The sequence below is a fragment of the Streptomyces sp. NPDC058646 genome (assembly GCF_042716875.1).
In the GTDB taxonomy this organism is placed as follows: domain Bacteria; phylum Actinomycetota; class Actinomycetes; order Streptomycetales; family Streptomycetaceae; genus Streptomyces.
Genome location: NZ_JBHXRK010000022.1, coordinates 1 through 17,318, shown reverse-complemented (window position 1 = coordinate 17,318; position 17,318 = coordinate 1). Strand labels below are relative to the sequence as shown.

At 71.2% G+C, this 17,318-nt stretch carries 15 protein-coding genes and 1 pseudogene; 6 read left to right on the top strand and 10 right to left on the bottom strand.

The features are described 5' to 3' along the window. Positions 1-26: 26 nt before the first annotated feature. Together ACFWUZ_RS25125 and ACFWUZ_RS25120 are read right to left on the bottom strand one after the other, a co-directional pair. Positions 27-1,670, bottom strand: coding sequence for a polyamine aminopropyltransferase (locus ACFWUZ_RS25125; protein WP_384377046.1), 1,644 nt, complete (start codon positions 1,668-1,670; stop codon positions 27-29). Positions 1,671-1,806: 136 nt separating this feature from the next. After that, a complete protein-coding gene (locus ACFWUZ_RS25120) occupies positions 1,807-2,355 on the bottom strand; it encodes a DUF2617 family protein (RefSeq protein ID WP_384377044.1) in 549 nt (182 codons plus the stop codon). 640 nt (positions 2,356-2,995) lie between these two features. Here ACFWUZ_RS25120 and ACFWUZ_RS25115 point away from each other — a divergent pair. Next, positions 2,996-4,192 (top strand): pyridoxal phosphate-dependent aminotransferase, encoded by a 1,197-nt coding sequence (locus ACFWUZ_RS25115; RefSeq protein WP_384377041.1) that lies wholly within the window; start codon positions 2,996-2,998, stop codon positions 4,190-4,192. 185 nt (positions 4,193-4,377) lie between these two features. Then, complete coding sequence (locus ACFWUZ_RS25110) at positions 4,378-5,562, top strand: glycosyltransferase family 39 protein (protein ID WP_384377039.1); 1,185 nt, start codon at positions 4,378-4,380, stop codon at positions 5,560-5,562. Between the two features lie 12 nt (positions 5,563-5,574). Here the strand turns inward: ACFWUZ_RS25110 and ACFWUZ_RS25105 are convergent, their stop codons facing one another. Both ACFWUZ_RS25105 and clpB read right to left on the bottom strand, forming a co-directional pair. Next, positions 5,575-6,114 (bottom strand): YbjN domain-containing protein, encoded by a 540-nt coding sequence (locus ACFWUZ_RS25105; protein ID WP_384377036.1) that lies wholly within the window; start codon positions 6,112-6,114, stop codon positions 5,575-5,577. A gap of 111 nt (positions 6,115-6,225) precedes the next feature. Beyond that, positions 6,226-8,811 carry an ATP-dependent chaperone ClpB gene (clpB, locus tag ACFWUZ_RS25100; protein ID WP_384377033.1) on the bottom strand — a complete coding sequence of 862 codons (2,586 nt, stop codon included), beginning with the start codon at positions 8,809-8,811 and terminating at the stop codon, positions 6,226-6,228. A gap of 138 nt (positions 8,812-8,949) precedes the next feature. Here clpB and ACFWUZ_RS25095 point away from each other — a divergent pair, with 138 nt between their 5' ends. Continuing rightward, entirely contained in the window at positions 8,950-9,363 is a 414-nt protein-coding gene (locus tag ACFWUZ_RS25095) for a pyridoxamine 5'-phosphate oxidase family protein (protein WP_384377030.1), read from the top strand. 175 nt (positions 9,364-9,538) lie between these two features. On the opposite strand, the gene ACFWUZ_RS25090 is transcribed toward ACFWUZ_RS25095, so the two are convergent. Together ACFWUZ_RS25090 and ACFWUZ_RS25085 are read right to left on the bottom strand one after the other, a co-directional pair. Then, a complete protein-coding gene (locus ACFWUZ_RS25090) occupies positions 9,539-9,820 on the bottom strand; it encodes a (2Fe-2S)-binding protein (RefSeq protein ID WP_384377330.1) in 282 nt (93 codons plus the stop codon). Positions 9,821-9,849: 29 nt separating this feature from the next. After that, complete coding sequence (locus ACFWUZ_RS25085; RefSeq protein WP_384377027.1) at positions 9,850-10,029, bottom strand: hypothetical protein; 180 nt, start codon at positions 10,027-10,029, stop codon at positions 9,850-9,852. 222 nt (positions 10,030-10,251) lie between these two features. Between ACFWUZ_RS25085 and ACFWUZ_RS25080 the strand changes: the two genes are divergently transcribed. Then, a complete protein-coding gene (locus ACFWUZ_RS25080; RefSeq protein ID WP_384377024.1) occupies positions 10,252-11,286 on the top strand; it encodes a helix-turn-helix transcriptional regulator in 1,035 nt (344 codons plus the stop codon). A 130-nt stretch (positions 11,287-11,416) separates the two neighbouring features. Here the strand turns inward: ACFWUZ_RS25080 and ACFWUZ_RS25075 are convergent, their stop codons facing one another. Genes ACFWUZ_RS25075 through dnaK form a run of 4 tightly spaced genes read right to left on the bottom strand, consistent with a single transcriptional unit; the run spans position 11,417 to position 15,628 of the window. Next, positions 11,417-11,881 carry a heat shock protein transcriptional repressor HspR gene (locus ACFWUZ_RS25075; protein WP_384377021.1) on the bottom strand — a complete coding sequence of 155 codons (465 nt, stop codon included), beginning with the start codon at positions 11,879-11,881 and terminating at the stop codon, positions 11,417-11,419. Between the two features lies 1 nt (position 11,882). Beyond that, positions 11,883-13,064, bottom strand: coding sequence for a molecular chaperone DnaJ (gene dnaJ / locus ACFWUZ_RS25070; RefSeq protein ID WP_384377018.1), 1,182 nt, complete (start codon positions 13,062-13,064; stop codon positions 11,883-11,885). A 39-nt stretch (positions 13,065-13,103) separates the two neighbouring features. Beyond that, positions 13,104-13,781 carry a nucleotide exchange factor GrpE gene (gene grpE / locus ACFWUZ_RS25065; RefSeq protein ID WP_384377015.1) on the bottom strand — a complete coding sequence of 226 codons (678 nt, stop codon included), beginning with the start codon at positions 13,779-13,781 and terminating at the stop codon, positions 13,104-13,106. Further along, positions 13,781-15,628, bottom strand: a complete 1,848-nt coding sequence (gene dnaK / locus ACFWUZ_RS25060; RefSeq protein WP_384377012.1) for a molecular chaperone DnaK — start codon at positions 15,626-15,628, stop codon at positions 13,781-13,783. Before dnaK ends, grpE begins: the two co-directional genes overlap by 1 nt. Before the next feature lie 265 nt (positions 15,629-15,893). Here dnaK and ACFWUZ_RS25055 point away from each other — a divergent pair, with 265 nt between their 5' ends. After that, positions 15,894-16,418 (top strand): sugar transferase, encoded by a 525-nt coding sequence (locus ACFWUZ_RS25055; RefSeq protein WP_384377009.1) that lies wholly within the window; start codon positions 15,894-15,896, stop codon positions 16,416-16,418. A 110-nt stretch (positions 16,419-16,528) separates the two neighbouring features. Further along, positions 16,529-17,318, top strand: a pseudogene (locus tag ACFWUZ_RS25050) (Fe-S oxidoreductase); the annotation flags it as partial.

Here is a 17,318-nt window from a genome sequence, read left to right as displayed (position 1 = left end):
GTCCCCGGTGCGGCACCGACACCCGGTCACGAATACCTCGGGTGCGGCAGGGTCGACGGCGGCAGTCCGGGCATCCGGGTCCGTTCCGCGTCCCGTGCGGCGTCCTCCAGGGAGCGGGTCGACAGGCAGCTGAGCGGCGGTGTGTCACCGTCCACGCGCAACTGGGGGACCTGGTCGCGGGCGGCCAGCACCAGGCCCCAGTCCTGCGGCGGCGCGGAGGCCATGCCGAACGGGGTGCGGTCGGGGCCGGCGGCGAAGCCCGAGAGGCGGCCGCCCGCACTGTAGGGGGCAGTCAGCAGGCCCGCGGCGCGGAGGGTGGAGTCCACCGTCCAGTACGTGCGCAGCCGCGTGGCCAGCGGCCCGGCGTGCACCGCGATCCGGCCGCCAAGGCTCAGGGCCCGCGCGGCGAGCCCGTAGAACTCCTGCGAGTACAGCTTGGTGCTGGAGGTGATGCCGGGGTCGGGGAGGTCGGAGACGATCACGTCGAACCGGTCCCGGGCGGCCGCGCCGCGCAGCCAGCCGAAGGCGTCCTGGGTGACGACCTCCAGGCGCGGATCCTCGTAGGCCCCGGCGTTGAGCACGGAGAGCATCGGGTCGGTGCGCGCGAGGCGGACCACTCCGGGGTCGAGCTCGACGACGGTGACGGAGGCGACGTCGCGGTAGCGGAGCACCTCGCGGGCGGCGAGCCCGTCGCCGCCGCCGAGGACCAGGACGCGGCGGTGCGGGCCGGTCATCGCGGGGTGCACCAGGGCCTCGTGGTAGCGGTACTCGTCGTAGCCGCTGACCCGCAGCCGCCCGTCGAGGTACAGGTCGAGGGAGCGCGGGGAACCGGTGCGGGGGCCGGTGAGCACCAGCTCCTGCACCCCCGTCCGGACGGCGACCCGCACCTCCCCGCCGTACACGGCGCGCCGGGCGAGCCGTTCGAAGTCGTCGGCGAGGACGGTCGCGGAGGCGAGTACGGCCAGGACGGTCACGTTGGCGGCGATCAGCGTCCAGCGGCAGCGGCGGCTCAGGTCGCGGCGGAACAGCCACAGCACCAGCCCCGCTCCGGCGACCGCGTTGACGGTGCCGGTGAACATGGCGCCGGTGAGCTGCCCGAGCAGCGGGAGCAGCAGGAAGGGGAAGGCGAGGCCGCCGACCAGGGCTCCGACGTAGTCCGCGGCGAACAGGTCGGCGACGGCCCCGCCCGCGTCCTGTCTGCGGATGCGCTGGATGAGGACCATCAGCAGGGGGATCTCCGCGCCGATGAGCACCCCGATGGCGAAGGAGAAGGCGACGAGCGCGGGCCGGGACTCGCCCAGCCAGGCGAAGCTCGCGTACAGCGCGGTGGCGGAGAGTCCGCCGAGCAGGGCGAGGCCGGCCTCGATCATGCCGAAGCCGAAGGCGGGGCGCTTGCGGAGGCGTTTGGCGAGGAGGGAGCCGACGCCCATGGCGAAGACCATGACGGACAGCACGACCGACGCCTGGGTGACGGAATCGCCGATGAGATAGGAGCCCAGGGCGAGCAGCTCCAGTTCGTACACGAGCCCGCAGGCGGCGCAGACGAAGACGGTGGCCAGGACGAGGAGTCGGCCGGTCCGGGGCCGTACGGGCAGGGCGGCCGGGACGGCCGCCGCGTCCCTCGGCTCCGGAGCCGGAAGCACCCGGCGCGGGACGGAACGGTCGATCATGAAGCGAACCGTACGTCACCGCCCACCTCGACCCGGTCACCCACATGGGTGCAAGTCACCCACTGTTCCAGCCAGTTGGCGTAATGGGGAGCCGGTCGCCGCACCCGGGGCCGCCCCGGCGCCGGGCCGGCGGGTTTCACAGCAGCGCGGGGGCCTCCGCGGCCGTCCCGGCGGTGGCACCGACGCGCACCCCGACCCGCGTCCTGGTGGCCACGAGCTGCCCTTCCTGCGGATACGCGTGCCAGGTCCGCCAGCGCACCTGGCCTTCGTAGCGCTGGGCCAGCATGGCGGTGAAGGCGTGCGGACTGCCCGGGAAGGTGCCCGCTAGTCCGTTCGGGTGGTCGGCGACCAGCGCGAGCAGTTCCTGCGCCCGCCCCGCGAAGGAGCCGCGGGACAGGGTCTCGACCCGCGCGGCGAACTCGTACTCCCAGTCACCCACCCGCTTGGCCACGCCGAGCGGCAGCGGCGTACTGCTGCCGGGCATGCAGGCGACCGTCTCCGAGCAGAGCACCTCCCCCTCCTCCAGGAGCACCTGGTGGGAGGCCCCGAGCAGGCGCAACTCCACTTTTGCGCCCACCAGTTCGAGGTTCAGTACGGCCAGGGCGGGCAGCCGGTCCCGCCCCAGAGCCCAGGCGAGGTCGGCGGCACGCGTGTCGGTGTAGGTGGTCTGGAGGGTCGTGAGCATGAGTCGGCTCCGCAAACGCGCGAGGGAGATGGGCCGGGGCCCGCCAGCGGTAGTCAACGGGTGGGGGGACACCGGCACGGGTCCACAGGAAGTCCCGGGAGGTCCGGGGACTGGTCTACTCAACCGAGGGAATCATGAAAGGCACGGCACTCACAGCGCTTTTACCCAACTTGACGTGGTTTACATCCCCCCGGGGGCTACCCAGTTCACGTGTTCAACGAGTTGCGTCCCGCGCGTCGTGATGCATGGGAGAACAAGAAGACGCCCGGCGGAAGTCAAGCCGCCGGGCACCCCCTTCCCCGCAGCCCCGTGTCAGCTGGAACCGCCGCAACCCCCGCCCCCGCAGGACGAGGAGGAGCCGCAGGACGACGACCCGCCCGCACAGCCGGCGGAACCGTCGCCCGACCACCCCCTCGACCCGGACGACGACCTGCCGCCCGCGGTGCGGACCGCCACGACCACGACGACGGCGACGACGATCAGGAACCCGATCACAACGAAGACGAACCCCATGTCCGCCCCCTCTCTGCCACCCCGGTCTTCCCGGGGAGCGGGATCCCCTCGTCCCGCGTGACCGGGGGATGCCCGCAGGCCACACGGGCCAAAGCACACTTGAGCAAGTCCAGAGGTTGCCCGCAGGATGACGCCCATGACCGCACCCGTGAGCAGCAACCGCCCCTTCCTGAACCGCCGGCTGGCGGCCTTCGGCACCACGATCTTCGCGGAGATGTCGATGCTGGCCGCCCGTACCGGGTCGATCAACCTCGGCCAGGGCTTCCCCGACACCGACGGCCCGCGCGAGATCGCCGAGGCGGCCTCCCGCGCGGTCCTCACGGGCCTCGGCAACCAGTACCCGCCCGGCCCCGGCGTCCCCGAGCTGCGCACCGCGATCGCCGCACACCAGCAGCGCTTCTACGGCCTGTCCTACGACCCCGACACGGAGGTCCTGGTCACGGCGGGCGCCACGGAGGCCATCGCCGCCTCCCTGCTCGCCCTGCTGGAACCGGGTGACGAGGTCATCGCCCTCGAACCGTTCTACGACTCGTACGCGGCCTGCATCGCCATGGCCGGGGCCGTACGGGTCCCCGTCACCCTGCGTCCGCACGCCGGGGCCTTCGTCCTCGACCTGGACGAGCTGCGCGCCGCGGTCACCCCGCGCACCCGCCTGCTCCTGCTGAACACCCCGCACAACCCGACGGGCACCGTCCTCACCCCGGCCGAGCTGGCGGCCGTCGCCGAGCTGGCGGTGGAGCGCGACCTGCTGGTCGTCACGGACGAGGTGTACGAGCACCTGGTCTTCGAAGGCTCCCACACCCCCCTGGCGGGCCTGCCCGGCATGCGCGGGCGCACGGTCACCATCTCCTCGGCCGGCAAGACCTACTCCTTCACCGGCTGGAAGGTCGGCTGGGTGACCGGCACCCAGGAACTCGTGACCGCCGTCCGGACGGCCAAGCAATACCTGACCTACGTGAGCGCGGGCCCGTTCCAGTACGCGATCGCCGAGGCGCTCCGCCTGCCGGACTCGTACTTCGACAGCTTCTGCGCCGACCTGCAGCGCAAGCGCGACCTGCTCGGCGACGGCCTGCGGGCGGCCGGGTTCGAGGTCTACCAGCCCCAGGGCACGTACTTCATCACCACCGACATCACCCCCTTCGGCGAGACGGACGGCCAGGCCTTCTGCCGCGCCCTCCCCGAACGCTGCGGCGTCGCTGCCATCCCCAACTCCGTCTTCTACGACGACCCCGCCGCCGGGCGCAGCCAGGTCCGCTTCACCTTCTGCAAGAGGGACGACGTCCTCGCCGAGGCCGTCAGCCGCCTTCGACGCCTCACCTCCTGAACTCACGCGCCTGAGGGCCGCCTCCGAGGCGGGCCACCGGGCCCGGCGCCCCTGCGGTTCACGGCCCGGATACCGGGGAGTCCTTGCGGGGGACGTGAAGCGGTGTGAAGCTGGCCGCCGCGCAAGGGCCCGGAGCTCCCGTCGCCCGCTGGGTGTGCAGATGCAGATCGGGAGAGTCGGGACACATGGCTACGGGCAGCAGAACCCCTGCCTCAGCGCTGCCGCCGGAGCTCCGGGCGGTACGAGCGGCCGCCCCCGCTGCGGTGGTCGCGCTCGGGGTGTTCGCCGCCGTGCGGGGCGCCGGGGTCCTCGTGGTCACCGCCGGCTCCTGGTGGGCCGGGCGGGATCCGCTGCGGGTCCTCGGCCGGTCCTGGGACTCCGCCTGGTACCTCGGGATCGCCGCCGACGGGTACGGGCGCACCGTGATGTCGCCCGACCCGCTGACCGGCACCGGGGCCGTGCAGAGCGACCACGCCTTCTTCCCGCTCTACCCGGTGCTCGTGCGGCTCGTCTCCGCCGTGCTGCCCGGCGGCACGGTGCCCGCCGGGCTGCTCGTCGCCTGGGTGTCGGCCGCCGTGGCCGCCGTCGGGGTGTACCGGATCGGGGAGCGGCTGCTCGGGCCGCGTGCCGGGGTGCTGCTCGTGGGGCTCTGGGCGGCCCTGCCGCACGCCGTGGTGCTGACCCTCGCCTACACCGAGGCGCTGCTGGCCGCGCTCGCCGCCTGGTCGCTCCACGCCCTGCTGCGCGGCCGCTGGCTGTGGGCCGCGGGCCTGGCGGCGCTCGCCGGACTGACCCGGCCGACCGGGATCGCCGTCGCGGCCGCCGTGTGCGCCGTGGCCGTGCACGCGCTGGTCGTCCGCCGGGCCCGGGCACCCGAGGTGTGGGCGGCGGCACTGCTGGCGCCCGCGGGCTGGGCGGCGTACGTGCTCAGCGTCGGAGTGCGGGGGCGGGATCCGCTCGGCGGGTACTTCACCGTGCAGCGGCGCTGGGGCTCGCGCTTCGACTTCGGCGCCGGGGCGCTGCGCACCGCGGAACGGGTCCTGACCGGCGGGCACGTGCCGCTCGCCACGACCGTGACGGTCGTCCTGCTCGCCGCGGCCGGGCTGCTTGCGGCCCTGCTGGTGCTCGACCGCACCGCGCTGCCGCTGCTCGTGTACACCGGGGTCCTGCTGGTGATGGCGCTCGGCGGGGCCGGGTTCTTCGAGTCGAAGCCGCGGTTCCTGCTGCCGGCGTTCCCGCTGCTGCTGCCGCTGGCCGCCGCCATGGCCAGAGCCCGGCCGCGCACCGCGGTCGTGGTGACCGCGGGGCTGGCCGGGCTCTCGTACGGCTACGGGCTGTACCTGCTGCTCGTGGCGCGCGTACCGCTGTGACGGGGGCGTCCGTCAGTTCGCGTCCCCGTCGGTCTCGTCGCCGCCCGTGGAGTCGATGTCCTTCTCCAGGCCGAGCTGCTCGACGAGCCACTTGTCGAACTCGATGGACGCGCGGACCCAGCTGACCGTGGAGGACACGAAGTGCTCCAGGCTGACGCCGGTGCCGATCAGCATCTGCGCCTCACCGATCAGGCGGACCGAGCCGTCGTCGTGGGTGTGGCTGTAGACCTTCGGCCACAGGGTGCGGCGGTTCCAGTCGTCGATCGACTCGAGGAGCTGGGGCTTCTCGTCGATCTTGTGCGGACGGTCGTAGAAGGTCCGCACGGAGAAGACCTGCTGCTCGTCCTCGCCGCGGAACATGAAGTACGTGCGGAACTCCTCCCACGGCGCCGCGAGGTCGCCCTCGTCGTCGACGACGTACTTGAGCTCCATCTGATCCAGCAGCTGCTTGACCAGGTCCTGGTCGGGGACGACGGGGCCCGCCGGTCCTGTGGCCTGCGGATCGGGCTGCTGCCCTCCGAAGTTCGGAATCGAGGCCGGGTCGATGCTCACCGTGTACTTCCCTTCGTGCGGATACCTTCATCCTCCCCCATCGCGCCTACCCCGTGTCCACCCCCGGACGCCCGATCCGCTCCGGGCGGACACCGGGGTCCGCCCGGGGCCTCAGACCGCCTTGCCGACCAGCAGGTCCTCGCCGGCCACGTCCACCCGTACGGTGTCGCCGTCCTTGACGCCGCCGGAGAGGATCTCCCTGGCCAGCCGGTCGCCGATCGCCGTCTGGATCAGGCGCCGCAGCGGGCGGGCGCCGTACGCCGGGTCGTTGCCCTTGTCCGCCAGCCAGGCCAGGGCCTCCGGCGTGACGTCCAGGGTCAGGCGCCGGTCGGCGAGGCGCTTGGCGAGCCGCGCGATCTGGAGCTCCGCGATGTGCGCCAGCTCGTCCCGGGACAGGGCCGAGAAGACCACCAGGTCGTCCAGCCGGTTGAGGAACTCCGGCTTGAAGGAGGCCCTGACCACGTCCAGGACCTGCTGTTTCTTCTGCTCCGCCGGGGTGGTGGGGTCGACCAGGAACTGGCTGCCCAGGTTCGAGGTCAGGACCAGGATGGCGTTGCGGAAGTCCACGGTCCGGCCCTGGCCGTCGGTGAGCCGCCCGTCGTCCAGGACCTGGAGCAGGACGTCGAAGACCTCGGGATGGGCCTTCTCCACCTCGTCGAGCAGGACCACGCTGTACGGGCGCCGGCGCACGGCCTCGGTGAGCTGGCCGCCCTCCTCGTAGCCCACGTACCCGGGCGGGGCGCCGACCAGCCGGGCCACGCTGTGCTTCTCGCCGTACTCGGACATGTCGATGCGGACCATGGCCCGCTCGTCGTCGAAGAGGAAGTCCGCGAGCGCCTTGGCCAGCTCCGTCTTGCCCACGCCCGTCGGGCCGAGGAAGAGGAAGGAGCCGGTCGGACGGTCGGGGTCGGCGATGCCGGCGCGGGTGCGGCGCACGGCGTCCGACACGGCCCGCACGGCCTCGCCCTGGCCGATCAGGCGGCGGCCCAGCTCCTCCTCCATCCGGAGCAGCTTCTGCGTCTCGCCCTCCAGCAGCCGGCCCGCCGGGATGCCGGTCCAGGCGCCGACCACGTCGGCGATGTCGTCCGGCCCGACCTCGTCCTTGACCATCGTCCCCTTGGAGGCCTCCGCCTCGGCCTCCGTGGCCTCCGCCAGCTCGCGCTCCAGGGTCGGGATCTCCCCGTACAGCAGCTTGGACGCGGAGTCGAAGTCCCCGTCGCGCTGTGCGCGCTCGGCCTGGCCGCGCAGGTCGTCCAGGCGCTCCTTGAGCTCGCCCACCCGGTTGAGGGACTGCTTCTCCTTCTCCCAGCGGGCGGTGAGGCCCCGCAGGTCCTCCTCCTTGTCCGCGAGGTCCTTGCGGATCTTCTCCAGGCGTTCCAGCGAGGCCGGGTCGGACTCGTTGCGCAGTGCCAGCTCCTCCATCCGCAGCCGGTCCGCCGCGCGCTGCAGCTCGTCGATCTCCAGGGGGGAGGAGTCGATCTCCATGCGCAGTCGCGACGCCGCCTCGTCGACCAGGTCGATGGCCTTGTCGGGCAGGAAGCGGGAGGTGATGTACCGGTCGGAGAGGGTCGCGGCCGCGACCAGCGCGCTGTCGTTGATGACGACCTTGTGGTGGGCCTCGTAGCGGCCCTTGAGTCCGCGCAGGATCGCGATGGTGTCCTCCACGGACGGCTCGGCGACCAGCACCTGCTGGAAGCGCCGCTCCAGCGCCGGGTCCTTCTCGATGCGCTCGCGGTACTCGTCGAGGGTGGTCGCGCCGACCATGCGCAGCTCGCCGCGGGCGAGCATGGGCTTGAGCATGTTGCCCGCGTCCATGGCCGAGTCGCCGCCGGCGCCCGCGCCGACGACCGTGTGCAGTTCGTCGATGAAGGTGATGATCTGGCCGTCGCTCGACTTGATCTCGGCGAGGACGGTCTTCAGCCGCTCCTCGAACTCGCCGCGGTACTTCGCGCCGGCCACCATCGCGCCGAGGTCCAGGGAGACCAGGCGCTTGTTCTTCAGGGACTCGGGGACGTCGCCCTTGACGATGCGCTGGGCCAGGCCCTCGACGACGGCCGTCTTGCCGACGCCGGGCTCACCGATGAGCACCGGGTTGTTCTTCGTACGGCGCGACAGCACCTGCACGACGCGCCGGATCTCCTGGTCGCGGCCGATGACCGGGTCGAGCTTGCCCTCGCGGGCGGCTGCCGTGAAGTCCGTGCCGAACTTCTCCAGGGCCTTGTACTGGCCCTCGGGGTCGGGGGTGGTCACCCGCCGTCCTCCTCGTGCGTTCTCGAAGGCGGCCAGCAGCTTCTTCGCCGTCGCGCCCTGTGCGGAAAGGAGCTCGCCGGCCGCGCCGCCCTTGGCGGCGAGGGCGATGAGCAGGTGTTCGGTGGAGAGGTACTCGTCGCCGAGCTTCCCGGCCTGTCCGTCCGCCTCGGCGAGGACGGCGAGCAGCTCCCGGGTGGGCTGCGGGGGCGCCACGGTGGAGCCGGTGACGCTGGGCAGCCCCGCGAGCAGCCGCTCGGCGCCCGCGCGGACGGCGGCCTGGTCGGAGTCGGCGGCCACCAGCAGGTCGGTGACGTTCTCGTTGTCCTCGCCGGCGAGCAGGGCCAGCAGCAGGTGCGCGGGGGTCAGGTCCGCGTGGCCGTCCTTGACGGCCCGGCTGGTGGCTGCGTTCAGCGCGTCCCGGCTCTTGTTGGTCAGCTCGGCATCCACAGGTGACTTCTCCTCTCCGGAGGGGGGACAGAACTCTGACATGGTCAGCGTATGCAAAGTTGAGTCTATTCCACTCAAGGCGGTCCTGGGGCCGGACCCGGTCCCGGTCCGGGCGCGGCCGGCCGTACCCTCGGGGCCATGTCCCCTGACGTACTCAACCCGACGCCCGAGTACCTCGCCTTCTGGCGGGAGCGGCACGTCTGCACACTGACCACCCCCCGCCCGGACGGCACGCCCCACGTGGTGCCGGTGGGCGTGACGTACGACCCGGAGACCGGACTGGCCCGGGTGATCAGCAACAAGCACAGCAAGAAGGTCCGCAACGTCCTGGCGGCGCAGGCCGCGCAGCCGGGCGGGGCCCGGGTCGCGGTCTGCCAGATGGAGGGGCGCCGCTGGGCCACCCTGGAGGGGCGCGCGGTGGTCCGTACGGACGAGGCGTCGGTCGCCGATGCGGTGGCGCGCTACGCGGAGCGGTACGGGCGCATGCCTTCGCCCAATCCGGACCGGGTGGTCGTGGAGATCACCCTGGACCGGGCGATGGGCCGCGCCTGAGGCGGCCGGGGCAGCCGTCCCCGGCCCCGCGGGGCCGAAAACGGTTCAGCTTTCATCCCGCCCGGTTCGGCTACTGGACGCGGACATCACAACGGCGCCATCGTGGTCAGGTCCACGATGGCGCCGTTGTGTGGGGGAAGCACCTGAGCGATCTGCGACGACGGGGGGAATCGCTTCAGGCACTGCGGGGGGTGGCGGTGGTGATATCGGGTTCGAAGAGCTGGTGGTCCCGCTGATCGAGATTGACGAAGACCATTCCGTAGCGCACCTCGCAGCGGACGGGCTGCGGCGCGCCCCGCGGGCGGCGCAGGCACCGGTAGGCACGTACGTCCTCGTCCTCCTCGCGCACCACGATGATCGGCTGGCCGAACAGGGTGACCATCAGGGAGTCGCCCGGGTGGGGGATGGCCGTGGCGAGGTCGATGAACTGCCAGCCGGACCGGTAGGCGGAGGCCATTTCGCGGCGGAAGCCGCGGTCGTCGGGGGTCACGCGGACACCGTCGCGGGCGCCGTCGTCCAGCCGGTGTCGTCGGAATTGCCGCCCTGTGGGGCACTGGTCCAGCCGGTGTCGTCGGACTGGCCCCTGAGCGGGGCACTGGTCCAGCCGGTGTCGGCGTACTTGGTGGGCCCGACGGTCCAGCCGGTGTCGGCGGCACTGCCCGTCACATCGGTGCCCTGATTGTGCCTAGCGCTCCCCGCGTCACTTTCGACGGCGCTGACTGCCCAAAAAACCGCAACGGCGGAGAAAACTATGGCAAGCACCGAGCGAAGCATTCTCTTGTACATGGTCGGCTTCGTCCTCACTTGATGGAATCCTCTCCCCCGCGTGTCAGACGATGGCTCATTCAGGCACGTCAATGCCACAGGGACGATGCATCATGTTCTTGCATGTTCAGGACCCTGGGGGGTGGAGATTTGACGCGAACCGACACAAAACCGACACATCCCCACCCCGTCACGTCCATGTGTGACGAGGGGACGCGGCTGTACGCGGCAGCACTGAGCACCGGCAGGATCGCCCGGGGGGAGATCCAGAATGCCCCCTGCCTGCTTGAATTCGCTCTTCTGCAGCCCGACCCGGATGACGCGAACCAACTGCGTCCGGTTCCCCCATCCGTCGCATTGGCCCAACGGCTGCATCCGATTGAACGCGAGATCCAGGACCGCCGGCGCAGCGCTGTAGATCTCACCGATACTTTCGAGCCGTTCCTGGCCATCAGTGCGCAGAACCCGGCCAACACCCACGCCATCACGGTGCTGGAAGGTTTCGAACGGATCAACGCCGCCCTGAACCTCGCGACGGCCGAGTGCCACACCGAGGTCCTGACGGTCCAGCCAGGAGGGGCCCGCCCCTCGGTCGCCCTCACCCAGGCCCTGGAACGGGACGAGCCGCTGATCGACCGCGGCGTCAGCATACGGACCCTCTACCAGCACACGGCGCGCCACAGCCAGGGCACCCTCGCCTACGTGGACCGGATCTCCATGGGCAAGGTGGAGATCCGCACCCTGGAGGAGCTGATCGAGCGCCTCATCATCTTCGACCGCACCGTGGCCTTCATCCCGGCGAGCGACGACCGCCGGGTGGCGCTGGAACTGCGCCACCCCGGGCTGGTCGACTACCTCATCAAGGTGTTCGAGCAGCTGTGGCACCGCGCCGTGCCCCTCCAGGAGGAAGTGACCTACCGCAGCACCCCGGGCGGCATCTCGGGCGTGCAGCGCAGCATCGCGCAGCTCCTCATCGAGGGCCACGTCGACGAGGCCATCGCCCGCCGCCTCGGCATGAACGTGCGCACCTGCCGGGCCCACATCGCCAAGCTCGCCACCACCCTGGGCAGCGGCAGCCGCGCCCAGCTCGGCTACCTCATCGCCCAGTCCGGCATCCTCGGCCGCCCTTCGGACCCGGCCCCGGAACGGCACCTCTGAGCGCCCCGCGCACCGCGGCCGACCGAGAACCCGCCCGCGCACCGGGAGGCCGCCCGGAGGCCGTCCGCGCACCGCGAAAGGCCCCGCCCGGACGTGCCGGGCGGGGCCTTCTCGCGTTCTGCGGGGCGGTTCAGTCCATCGGGCGCTTGGGACGCCAGACGACCAGCGCATTGCCCGGCTGCGGCGGCGCGTACGGGACCAGGTCCCGCCGGTACGACGCGTGCACCTGGGCCTCTCGGGCCCGAAGGGTGGCGGCCGCACCGTCCACCGCCGCGGAGAGTTCGGCGACGCGCTGCTGGAGCGCGGCGACCTGGTTCTCCAGTTCGATGATCCGCTTGATGCCCGCCAGGTTGATGCCCTCGTCCTGGGACAGCGCCTGCACCGTGCGGAGCAGCTCGATGTCACGGGCCGAGTACCGCCGGCCGCGCCCGGCCGTACGGTCCGGGGAGACCAGGCCGAGGCGGTCGTACTGGCGGAGGGTCTGCGGGTGCAGACCCGAGAGCTGGGCGGCCACCGAGATCACGTAGACCGGGGTCTCGTCGGTGAGTTGGTAAGCCCCGTTGCCGAAACGGGGCTGGTTGCGGCGGCCGTCCATCTCATGCTCCCTTCGCGGACTCGAACAGCGCGGAGCGCGGGTCTTCCGACTCCGTCGCCTCGCGGTACATCTCCAGCGCCTCGCGGGCCTTGTCCGACAGCTCCGCGGGGACGGTCACCTCGACCGTCACCAGCAGGTCGCCGCGGGTGCCGTCCTTGCGGACCGCGCCCTTGCCGCGGGCCCGCATGGTCCGGCCGCCGGGCGTGCCCGGCGGGAGCTTCAGCGTCACCGAGGGGCCGTTCAGGGTCGGGACCTTGATCTCGGCGCCCAGCGCCGCCTCCGCGAAGGTCACCGGAACGGTCACCGTGAGGTTGTCGTCCTTGCGCCCGAACACCGGGTGCGGATCCACGTGCACCACGACGTAGAGGTCACCGGCCGGACCGCCGCGCTCGCCCGGCGCACCCTTGCCGCGCAGCCGGATCCGCTGGCCGTTGGAGACGCCCGCCGGGATCCGGACCTGCATGGTGCGGGAGCTGCGCGCCCGGCCGCTGCCCTTGCAGACGTCGCAGGGGGTCTCCGCGATCAGGCCGCGGCCCTTGCAGTCGGCACAGGGATCGGTCAGCGAGAATCCGCCGCCGCTGCCCCGCGAGACCTGGCCGGTGCCGACGCAGGTCGGGCACACCCGGGGGGTGCCGTTCTTGTCGCCGGTGCCCGAACAGGCCTTGCAGGGCGCCTGTGAGGACATCCGGAGCGGGACCGTGGCCCCGTCCACCGCCTCCGTGAAGGAGAGGGTGACCTCCGACTCGACGTCCTGGCCGCGGCGCGGCTGGGCCCGGGTACCCGGGCCGCCGGCAGCGCCGCGGTTGAACAGGCCGCCGAAGACGTCGCCCAGACCGCCGCCGAAGCCGCCGGCCGGGCCGCCCTGCTGGGTGCCGCCGAAGAGGTCGCCCAGGTCGAAGTTGAAGGACCCGCCGCCCCCGCCCGGCCCGGGGCGGAAGCCCCCGTTGCCGAACAGGGCGCGGGCCTCGTCGTACTCCTTGCGCCGCTTCGGGTCGCCGATGACGTCGTTCGCCTCGGAGATCTCCTTGAAGCGCTCCTCGGCGGAGGCGTCGCCCTTGTTGGCGTCCGGGTGGAACTCGCGGGCGAGCTTGCGGTACGCCTTCTTGATCTCGGCCTCGGTGGCGTCCTTCGGGACACCGAGGACCTTGTAGTAGTCCTTCTCGACGAAGTCCTTCGTGCTCATCCCCGGTGTCCCTCCTCCCGTGCCTCTACGTGGGGTGCGTCAGCCCTTGTCGGGGGCATCCGCGTCCTTGTCCGACGGCGTTTCGCCTTCCGCGGACTCGGACTTGGGGGCCGTGCCCGGCTGGGGCTCGGCCACCGCGACCCGCGCGGGGCGGATCGTACGCTCGCCGATCCGGTACCCCGGCTGCAGGATCGCCACGCAGGTCGTCTCGGTGACGTCCGGCGCGTACGAGTGCATCAGGGCCTCGTGGATCGTCGGGTCGAAGGGCTCGCCCTCCTTGCCGAACTGCTGCAGGCCCATCTTGGCGGCGACCGTCTCCAGGGATTCGGCCACCGACTTGAAACCGCCCACCAGCTCGCCATGCTCCCGCGCCCGGCCGATGTCGTCCAGAGTCGGAAGCAGTTCGCTCAGCAGGGACGCGACGGCGATCTCCTTGACGGTGACCCGGTCGCGCTCCACCCGGCGGCGGTAGTTCTGGTACTCCGCCTGGAGCCGCTGGAGGTCCGCGGTGCGCTCGCTGAGCGCGGTGCGGGCCTGGTCCAGCTGCGCCAGCAGAGCCGTCTCCTGGCCGATGGCTTCAGTGGCTGCGGAGTCCCCGGCCGGGGCCGCCTCCCCCTCCTGGGAGGAATCGGCGGCCTTCGGCTCAGCGGCGTCGTCGGGCGTGGCGCCGGTGGGGACGTCGGGCTTCTCCTCGAAGCCCGGGGTCTCCTCCGACATCAGGCAGCGCCACCCTTCGGCTTCTCGTCGTCGACGATCTCGGCGTCGACGACGTCGTCGTCGGCCTTGGGCTGGCCCTGACCCGCGTCACCGGCAGCGGCGCCCTGGGCGGCCTGCGCGTCGGCGTAGATCGCCTGGCCCAGCTTCTGGCTGACCGCGGCGAGCTTCTCCGTCGCGGTGCGGATCTCGGCGGTGTCCTCGCCCTTGAGCTTCTCCTGGAGCTCCGAGACGGCCGCCTCGACCTCGGTGCGGACCTCGGCCGGGACCTTGTCCTCGTTGTCCTTGACGAACTTCTCCGTCTGGTAGACGAGCTGCTCGCCCTGGTTGCGGGACTCGGCGGCCTCCTTGCGGCGCAGGTCCTCGTCCGCGTACTGCTCCGCCTCCTGGCGCATGCGGTCGACCTCGTCCTTGCCGAGCGAAGAGCCGCCGGTGACGGTCATCTTCTGCTCCTTGCCCGTGCCGAGGTCCTTCGCGGTCACGTGCATGATGCCGTTCGCGTCGATGTCGAAGGAGACCTCGATCTGCGGGACGCCACGCGGGGCCGGCGGCAGGCCGGTCAGCTCGAACATGCCGAGCTTCTTGTTGTACGCCGCGATCTCGCGCTCGCCCTGGTAGACCTGGATCTGCACGGACGGCTGGTTGTCCTCGGCCGTGGTGAAGATCTCGGACCGCTTGGTCGGGATCGTGGTGTTGCGCTCGATGAGCTTGGTCATGATGCCGCCCTTGGTCTCGATACCGAGGGACAGCGGGGTCACGTCGAGGAGCAGGACGTCCTTGACCTCACCCTTGAGGACACCGGCCTGGAGGGTGGCGCCGATGGCGACGACCTCGTCCGGGTTGACGCCCTTGTTGGCGTCCTGGCCGCCGGTCAGCTCCTTGACGAGTTCCGCGACGGCCGGCATGCGGGTCGAGCCGCCGACCAGGACCACGTGGTCGATCTCGGACAGCTGGATGCGCGCGTCCTTGATGACGTTGTGGAACGGGGCCTTGCAGCGGTCGAGCAGGTCCGCGGTGAGCTGCTGGAACTGGGCGCGCGTGAGCTTCTCGTCCAGGTGCAGCGGGCCCTCGGCGGAGGCCGTGATGTACGGCAGGTTGATCGTGGTCTCCGTGGAGGAGGAGAGCTCGATCTTCGCCTTCTCGGCCGCCTCGCGCAGACGCTGGAGCGCCATCTTGTCCTTGGACAGGTCGACGCCGTGGCCGTTCTGGAACTGCTTCACCAGGTAGTCGACGACGCGCTGGTCCCAGTCGTCGCCACCGAGGTGGTTGTCACCGTTGGTGGCCTTGACCTCGACGACGCCCTCGCCGATCTCCAGCAGCGACACGTCGAAGGTGCCGCCACCGAGGTCGAAGACGAGAATGGTCTGGTCGTCCTTGTCGAGACCGTAGGCCAGGGCGGCGGCCGTCGGCTCGTTGACGATGCGCAGGACGTTCAGACCGGCGATCTCGCCGGCCTCCTTCGTCGCCTGGCGCTCGGAGTCGTTGAAGTAGGCCGGGACGGTGATGACCGCGTCCGTGACCTTCTCGCCCAGGTAGGCCTCGGCGTCGCGCTTCAGCTTCTGCAGGATGAAGGCGCTCATCTGCTGCGGGTTGAAGTCCTTGCCGTCCAGGTTGATCTTCCAGTCGGTGCCCATGTGGCGCTTCACCGAGCGGATGGTCCGGTCCACGTTCGTGACCGCCTGGCGCTTGGCCACCTCGCCGACGAGGACCTCGCCGTTCTTGGCGAAGGCGACGACGGACGGCGTGGTCCTGGCGCCTTCGGCGTTGGTGATGACGGTGGGCTCTCCGCCTTCCAGAACGCTGACGACGGAGTTAGTGGTGCCCAGGTCGATGCCGACCGCACGTGCCATTTCGATTCCTCCAGCTGACTTGAGTGGAACAGGCTCAAGGATGCCGCACCTCCGCTCCCCCGTCAACAGAGCTGAGTCGAGTCGGCTCAACCTTTAGGTTGCGCTTACGCTCATGATCCGCCGATCCAGTCCCCACCGGCACGTGAGACGCGGGGGTCGAGGCGGGATCCCGGGGGCGGGCCTGCAGCGCGAGGCCGCACCCGAACGGGTCACCACGGCCGCGCGGCACCCGGGGACCGCCGGGGGCATGCGGCACCGTGCTGGCATGCCTCTGCTGACCCTCCCCACCCGGCCAGGGCAACGGCCTCCGGCCAAGCGGGTGCTCGACCTCCTCGCCTCGCTGACCCTGCTCGCCCTGTGCGCGGCGCCGCTCCTGCTGGTCGCCGCACTGCTGTACGTGGCCGGGGGCGGCCGGGTCCTCGTACGGAAGCAGGCCGCCGGACTGGCCGGCCGGCCGTTCCGGACCTACCGCTTCCGCACGGACGGCGCCGGGCGGACCGGGGCCGCCGTGGAACGCTGCGCCCTCGACGGCCTGCCCCAGCTGCTCAACGTGGTGCGGGGCGAGATGTCGCTGGTCGGACCCTGTCCGGGGGCCCGTACGGACCGGCCGGAGCGGCTCCTCGTACGCCCCGGGATGACCGGGCTGTGGCAGGTCAGCTCGCGCTCGGACCTACCGTGGGAGGAGATGGCCCTGCTGGACCGGCATTATGTGGAGAACCACTGGCTCGGGATGGACCTCGCGATCCTGGCGCAGACCCCACGGGCGGCCTATCGGCAAAGGCATGCCTGAGCGACACAGATCACCGCATGCTCAGCTACATTGCGGCGTCGGGAATGGGTAACCTCAAGCCTTGAACTCATAAGTTACCGATTAGTAAGCCCCGCTCGAGGAGCCAGCCCATGCAACTCGCCGCGATCATCGTGTCGCTGGTCCTGACCGTGGTCGGCGTCGCGCTGTTCACCCGAGCCGTGGCCCAGATCTACCGGTTCGTCAAGATCGGCCAGCCCGTCCCGGCGGGCAGCCGCACGGACAGCCCCAAGGCCCGCACCATCACCCTGACCAGGGAATTCCTCGGCCACAGCCGGATGAACCGCTGGGGCATCGTCGGATTCGCGCACTGGTTCGTCGCCATCGGCTTCCTGACGCTGCCGCCCACGCTGGCCCAGGCGTACGGGCAGCTCTTCCAGGCGGACTACCTGCTGCCGCTCGTCGGGGAGTGGCTGCCCTTCGAGTTCTACACCGAGTTCATCGGCCTGATGACCGTCGTGGGCATCCTCGTCCTGATGGCGATCCGGCTCCTCAACCTGCCGTCCCGCCCGGGCCGCAAGTCCCGCTTCGCGGGCTCGAAGTCCCGGCAGGCGTACTTCGTCGAGTACGTCATCCTCACCATCGGCCTGGTGATCCTGACCCTGCGCGGCCTCGAAGGCGCGATCCACCACGTGGACGGCTACGAGGCCGCGTACTTCGCCTCGTACCCCCTGGTGCTGGCCTTCGACGGGCTCTCGCTCGGCACCCTGCAGAACGTCATCTACGTCACCGCCATGATCAAGATCAGCGTCTCGATGATCTGGATGATCGTGGTCGGCCTGAACACCAACATGGGTGTGGCCTGGCACCGTTTCCTGGGTTTCCCGAACATCTGGTTCAAGCGGAACGCCGACGGTGCTTCGGCGCTGGGTGCGCTGCTGC

Coding starts and splice junctions, on each gene's coding strand:
- ACFWUZ_RS25125 (WP_384377046.1), bottom strand. CDS start 1,670: ATGATCGACCGTTCCGTCCCGCGCCGGGTGCTTCCGGCTCCGGAGCCG.
- ACFWUZ_RS25120 (WP_384377044.1), bottom strand. CDS start 2,355: ATGCTCACGACCCTCCAGACCACCTACACCGACACGCGTGCCGCCGAC.
- ACFWUZ_RS25115 (WP_384377041.1), top strand. CDS start 2,996: ATGACGCCCATGACCGCACCCGTGAGCAGCAACCGCCCCTTCCTGAAC.
- ACFWUZ_RS25110 (WP_384377039.1), top strand. CDS start 4,378: ATGGCTACGGGCAGCAGAACCCCTGCCTCAGCGCTGCCGCCGGAGCTC.
- ACFWUZ_RS25095 (WP_384377030.1), top strand. CDS start 8,950: ATGTCCCCTGACGTACTCAACCCGACGCCCGAGTACCTCGCCTTCTGG.
- ACFWUZ_RS25090 (WP_384377330.1), bottom strand. CDS start 9,820: ATGGCCTCCGCCTACCGGTCCGGCTGGCAGTTCATCGACCTCGCCACG.
- ACFWUZ_RS25080 (WP_384377024.1), top strand. CDS start 10,252: ATGTTCAGGACCCTGGGGGGTGGAGATTTGACGCGAACCGACACAAAA.
- ACFWUZ_RS25075 (WP_384377021.1), bottom strand. CDS start 11,881: ATGGACGGCCGCCGCAACCAGCCCCGTTTCGGCAACGGGGCTTACCAA.
- dnaJ (WP_384377018.1), bottom strand. CDS start 13,064: ATGAGCACGAAGGACTTCGTCGAGAAGGACTACTACAAGGTCCTCGGT.
- grpE (WP_384377015.1), bottom strand. CDS start 13,781: ATGTCGGAGGAGACCCCGGGCTTCGAGGAGAAGCCCGACGTCCCCACC.
- dnaK (WP_384377012.1), bottom strand. CDS start 15,628: ATGGCACGTGCGGTCGGCATCGACCTGGGCACCACTAACTCCGTCGTC.
- ACFWUZ_RS25055 (WP_384377009.1), top strand. CDS start 15,894: ATGCCTCTGCTGACCCTCCCCACCCGGCCAGGGCAACGGCCTCCGGCC.